The sequence below is a fragment of the Vibrio sonorensis genome, from assembly GCF_001854765.1.
GTDB classification, from domain to species: domain Bacteria; phylum Pseudomonadota; class Gammaproteobacteria; order Enterobacterales; family Vibrionaceae; genus Vibrio; species Vibrio sonorensis.
In genome coordinates this window covers 1-5,432 of record NZ_LJJE01000028.1, presented here as the reverse complement: position 1 = coordinate 5,432, position 5,432 = coordinate 1, and the positions used below count along the sequence as shown (strand labels likewise).

The window sequence follows — 5,432 nt, the reverse complement described above, 5'->3', positions numbered from 1 at the left end:
TCAATAGTCGCCGTCGTCTCATCTTCCACTTGTGTGGTTAACAACTCCTGATAGACACGCACTTCTGCTTCACTTGGACCATCTTGAGGCTTGCGCTCTTTTCTCGCTGCCTTTGACTTGTGAGATGGCACTGTCGACGTGTCAAAGTTCGAGTGCCATTCTTTTCGCGAGTTCGACTCACTAATTTGATAGGTAGAGCTGTCATCTGCTGGCGCTGGCGCGACATTGCTTTGAGAGTAGTCCTCTCGACCCGGATAGCTAGGGATCTGCTCAATCGCTTTTCGCTCATTTTGAAGTGTGCCCACTTCTTCGTCACTAAGGTCGTTAGCGGGCGAATGAAATGCGGCATCCGAGTGCTCAGGTGCGGTGACACTGGTTACCTGAGAAAGACCATCGCTCAACGCTTGATAAATAAAATCGTGAACCAATCTCGCCTGATGAAAGCGCACTTCATGTTTGGCAGGGTGAACATTAACATCGACCTGATGAGGGTCGATCTCAATAAATAAAACGTATGCGGCAAATTGCTCTGGCCTTAAGCTTGTTTCGTAGCTTTGGCGAATCGCATGATTAATCAGTTTGTCGCGCATCATTCTGCCATTAACATAACAGTATTGCAGATCGCTTTGCTGCCTTGCACCGTCAGGGGTTGTGATCCAACCTGATAGCTTGAGACCTTGATGTTCGAGTTCAATTCTCACCATATTGCGCACAAACGCTTGACCACATACCGCGGCGATTCGTTTTTCTTCTTGAATAGCCGTTTTTGTGCTTCGATACTGACGAATCATTTTTCCGTTGTGGCGTAAATTGATAGTCACGTCGAAACGACTGAGTGCAATGCGCTTTATCAGCTCATCAATGTGAGTAAATTCGGTTTTTTCGGTACGAAGAAATTTGCGTCTCGCCGGCGTGTTAAAGAATAGATCAAGCACTTCAATACTACTGCCGACGGGGTGAGCAGCTGGCTGGAGTTGCACCTGCATCTCTCGGCCTTCACTGTATGCCGACCAAGCTTGTTCCTGAGTTGCAGGTCTTGATGTCAGGGTCAATCGAGAAACGGAACTGATACTCGCCAGAGCTTCTCCTCGAAAACCCAGACTCATAATTGCTTCTAGATCATCGAGCGTATGTATTTTTGAGGTAGCGTGACGACTTAAAGCCAGTGAAAGCTCTTCTTTAGGGATCCCTTTGCCATTGTCACGCACACGGATAAGCTTAGCCCCGCCTTTCTCGATATCGATATCAATCCGCGTAGCGCCTGCATCTAAGCTATTTTCAACCAACTCTTTTACTACTGAAGCAGGACGCTCGACCACTTCTCCTGCCGCTATCTGGTTCGCCAGTCTCGCTGGTAAAGTTTTAATTGTCACTGAAGAACCTACTTATTTGGAATGATGAGTACTTGACCAATCGCAAGCTCATCTGAGCGCAAGTTATTTGCTCGTCGAATACTGTTAACACTGACACCATATCGGTTTGCAATCTTGCTCAGAAACTCCCCGCGCTTAACTTTGTGTTTTCGTATTGGTTGGTCTTTCACTTTGACTGTTATCTTCAATTTTTGTCCAAGTTTAAGTGTGTCGGACCTCAACTTGTTTTCCCGTTTAATGGCCGCAACCGATACTTTATAACGACTGGCAATCTTACCTAAGTATTCGCCGCGCTTAACAACATGAGTCACCGTCTTGGTTTTAACACTATTACTCACTTTTGGAACAGAAGTCGCTCCCGCAGCTCCAGGGATAGTCAGGATCTGTCCTATTGCCAAGCTCGTGCTCTTGAGCTTATTTGTCGACTTAATCGCCGAAACAGACGTGCCATACTTTTTGGCAATCAAAGATAAGGATTCGCCACGAGATACTTTGTGTTTCACCGCTTTGCCGCGATTTGCAAGTAAAGTACCCGCGGGCGGATTACTTTCAAAGTACTGTACGATTGCTTTAGTTAACGCTCTCGCCAATTTGTTTTGATAACTTTTTTGGAACAGTAACTTCTCTTCCGTTGGGTTAGTAATGAACCCTGTCTCGACCAATACTGAAGGAATATCAGGCGACTTGAGAACGGCCAGACTCGCATTCACTGGTTCTTTCTTGTGTAGGTGAGCCACTTTACCCATCTCTTTTAAAATCTTAGTCGCAAGTTTATAGCCCTCTTTTTGAGAGTGACTAAACTGCAGATCGAGTAAGGTCTGGCTCACATTCTTATCGTTCGAGTTTTTGGAAAGTACATCACCCGCACCTCCGAGCAACTGAGACTGTTTTTCATGATCCTCTACCAGCGTGCAATTTCACTATTTGCCCGACGGGTATTGAGAACGAATACTGAACCACCTCTTGGTTTTGGGCTGGTAAATCCATCAGCGTGTATCGAAACCAATAGGTGTGCCTTGTTCCGACGAGCAATTTCAGAGCGTTTGTTCAAATTGACGTAATAGTCTCCACGTCGAGTCAAAACCGCTTTCATCCCCGGAATCGCATTGATTTGAGCGGCCAGTCTTTTAGAGACCGCTAAAGTGTGGTGCTTTTCATACTTTCTCGTTGGCCCTATAGAACCCGGATCTTCACCGCCGTGCCCCGCGTCAATTGCCACGACTATGTCCGCAGTCCCCGTCAGTTGAGAGGCATCGCGATTGACTTTGCTTTTATCTTGGTTGAGCGCAGGCGTACTGCTTTTCGCCCTATGAGGAAGATCGACAACAAGGCGATGCCCATATTGGCCACCAGGGGTAGGGGAAAGTTTGAAAAGATTCGGAGCCACCTTTCGCTTAAGTTCAAACACTAAGCGATAAGTGCTTTTTTCCGGTGGAGAACTTTTGCGGATTTTTTTTAGTACAGGGCTTTCCTTCACGACCAAAGGTAGCTTAGTACTTAGCGACGTCTTTTTGAGATCAACAACCAGCCTGTCAGGGCTAGTTAAAGTGAAATAGCTATAATCGGCTTCTGTTGTAAGATCGATAACAACGCGAGTCTCATCGGGTGAAGGCCATACCCTCACCCCTTCTAGTGCGTTAGCCAAAACAAGAGTTGGGAACACACAAGCCATCAATACAACAGCAGCCCATGCTGCAGTTAGCTTCTTTATATTCAACATAATTCCAATTTGGCGAGAAGATCGTCACCGTACTTACTATTGGCGACAAGCAGTGCTGTTCTCTGTTCTCCGTCGTAGCGCAATGTTAAATCAAGGTCGGGTGCGGGTAATAAACCAACACCTTTTTCTGGCCACTCCACCAAGCAGATTGCGTCGGGAGTGAAATAGTCACGGATCCCCATAAACTCCAACTCTTCAGGATCGGCTAATCGATACAAGTCAAAGTGATAAACCTGCCAAGTATCAAGTTGATAAGGTTCAACAAGAGTATAGGTTGGGCTTTTTACGTTCCCATCGTGACCCATAGAGCGAATAAAACCTCTACTAAAAGTCGTTTTACCTGCACCAAGATCACCGTGTAAATAAACGGTGGTTTGTTGATAACACACATCTGCCAACGCTTTTCCTAGCGCTATTGTGTCGTTTTCATTTTTTAAGGCAAACTGCTTAGTGCTCATGAATGGTATTCTCTAATCGGTCTAATAATGACTATATAAAAATCAAAAGAACAGGAATAGTAAACTGGGAAGGAATTGAGAGACAAGATCTCAAATGTAAGTTCATGGAAAAATTATTCTCTGAACCTTTGCTTAACTGGATCACCGATATAAGATCCGTTAAGATTCGCGTCCGTTTTTAAGAGCATCGTATCATGGATTACCAAGCACTGGCAGACAAGATAAAAATCTGGGCTAAAGAGCTCGGCTTCCAGAAGGCTGGTATCTGTGATGTAGACTTGAAAGAACACGAAGCTTCACTGCAAAAGTGGTTAGACGCTGGATACCACGGGGATATGGACTGGATGGCTAGGCATGGCATGATGCGCGCCAGACCTGATGAGTTACTACCTGGAACAGTAAGAGTGATCAGTGTCAGGATGGATTACCTTCCTCCTGAAGCGAACTTTGCTTCCAATTTATCTAATCCAAACCAAGCTTATATCAGCCGTTATTCATTGGGACGAGACTATCACAAACTTATCCGAAATCAGTTAAAGAAACTGGGGCAAAAGATTGAGCAAGAAGTAGGGAAATTCGGCTATCGCCCTTTTGTTGATTCGGCACCAATTCTAGAGCGGCCATTAGCAGAAAAGGCAGGATTAGGTTGGACGGGAAAGCACTCACTGATATTGGACAAAGAAGCGGGGTCGTGGTTTTTCCTAGGGGAACTGCTTATAGACTTGCCGTTACCTATTGATAAGCCGTTAGAGAATGCATGCGGAAAGTGTTCAGCATGTATCTCTTCATGCCCAACACAGGCGATCGTAGAAGAAGGTGTCGTCGATGCGAGACGTTGTATTTCTTACCTAACTATTGAATATGATGGCGTCATTCCTATTGAGTTTAGAAAAGCAATAGGCAACCGAATATATGGTTGTGATGATTGCCAACTAGTATGCCCTTGGAATCGTTTCGCAGAACTTACTGATCAAGAAGACTTTCATAGAAGAGACACATTTGAAACTCCAGACCTCGTCGCTCTATTTCAGTGGGATGAGGAAACGTTTTTGGCTCGAATGCAAGGTTCGGCCATTCGAAGAATTGGTCATGAGCAGTGGTTAAGAAATCTTGCTGTTGCTATGGGGAATGCCCCCTACTCGATGAAAACTCTCAGCGCCTTAGAATCCCGCCTCGGTCTTTCAGATATGTTAGACGAACACATTAAGTGGGCAATAGAGCAACAAGTTAGTCAGTTACCTGTACTAGGCTCTATTGAAAGTAAGCACAAACGTTTGATTAGAATCATTCAAAAAGGCCTACCGAGAGACGCTTAAGCCTGTCTACTTAAATACGCACAGAATTTGATATTGTTCTAAAAAAATTGAAATGTGGAAAAAAGACAACACTAAGGGTTGTTCACGTTGCTAATCCCAAAGTTAATCACAATACGAATAAATGATTAGGATCAAAAAACAACTACATAATGATCTTTTAACTCATTAGACCTAAAGTTCAATTTTTACAAAAAATCCTTTAAAAACAAAAATTTATTTAAATTTGAAATAAATTACTCTGAACGTATAAACAAAAAGATCTAATAAACTTTCTAGTTATACAGGGGAGAATTTCAGCTTACCCACCAAGTTATCCACAAAATGAAAATTGTGGATAAGTCTGTTGAACAATGGTTAAATCAACGACCATTGAAGGGCTGTAGAAGAATCAGCAAAAGCTAAAAAACTCATCTTCTTAAAAGCATAAAAACTCAATCTAAATGAGTTATTTTTTGGGGTTATGCTTCACAGCATGGGAAAAGAGCTAGGCGTCACTGCCTATGGAGAAAATGCTATATGCATTTAATGAAGTCTGAAAGCGATGTTCTACTTTCACACTATCGAG

Annotated in this window: 3 protein-coding genes and 1 pseudogene; 1 reads left to right on the top strand and 3 read right to left on the bottom strand. The window is 43.8% G+C overall.

Features of this window, described 5'->3' with window-relative positions:
- From mutL to tsaE, 3 genes and pseudogenes are all read right to left on the bottom strand, one after another.
- Window positions 1-1,373 (bottom strand): DNA mismatch repair endonuclease MutL (mutL, locus tag BLO31_RS05295; protein ID WP_070963230.1); only part of this gene is annotated, 1,373 nt, incomplete at its 3' end.
- 8 nt (window positions 1,374-1,381) lie between these two features.
- Window positions 1,382-3,093: pseudogene (locus BLO31_RS05290) on the bottom strand (LysM peptidoglycan-binding domain-containing protein).
- On the bottom strand, window positions 3,087-3,551 hold the full coding sequence (tsaE, locus tag BLO31_RS05285) for a tRNA (adenosine(37)-N6)-threonylcarbamoyltransferase complex ATPase subunit type 1 TsaE (RefSeq protein ID WP_070963228.1): 465 nt from the start codon (window positions 3,549-3,551) through the stop codon (window positions 3,087-3,089). Before tsaE ends, BLO31_RS05290 begins: the two are co-directional and overlap by 7 nt.
- Window positions 3,552-3,745: 194 nt before the next feature.
- On the opposite strand from tsaE, the gene queG reads away from it, so the two are divergent.
- Window positions 3,746-4,867: a tRNA epoxyqueuosine(34) reductase QueG gene (queG, locus tag BLO31_RS05280; RefSeq protein ID WP_070963226.1), complete on the top strand. Its 1,122-nt coding sequence runs from the start codon at window positions 3,746-3,748 to the stop codon at window positions 4,865-4,867.
- Window positions 4,868-5,432 lie beyond the last annotated feature (565 nt).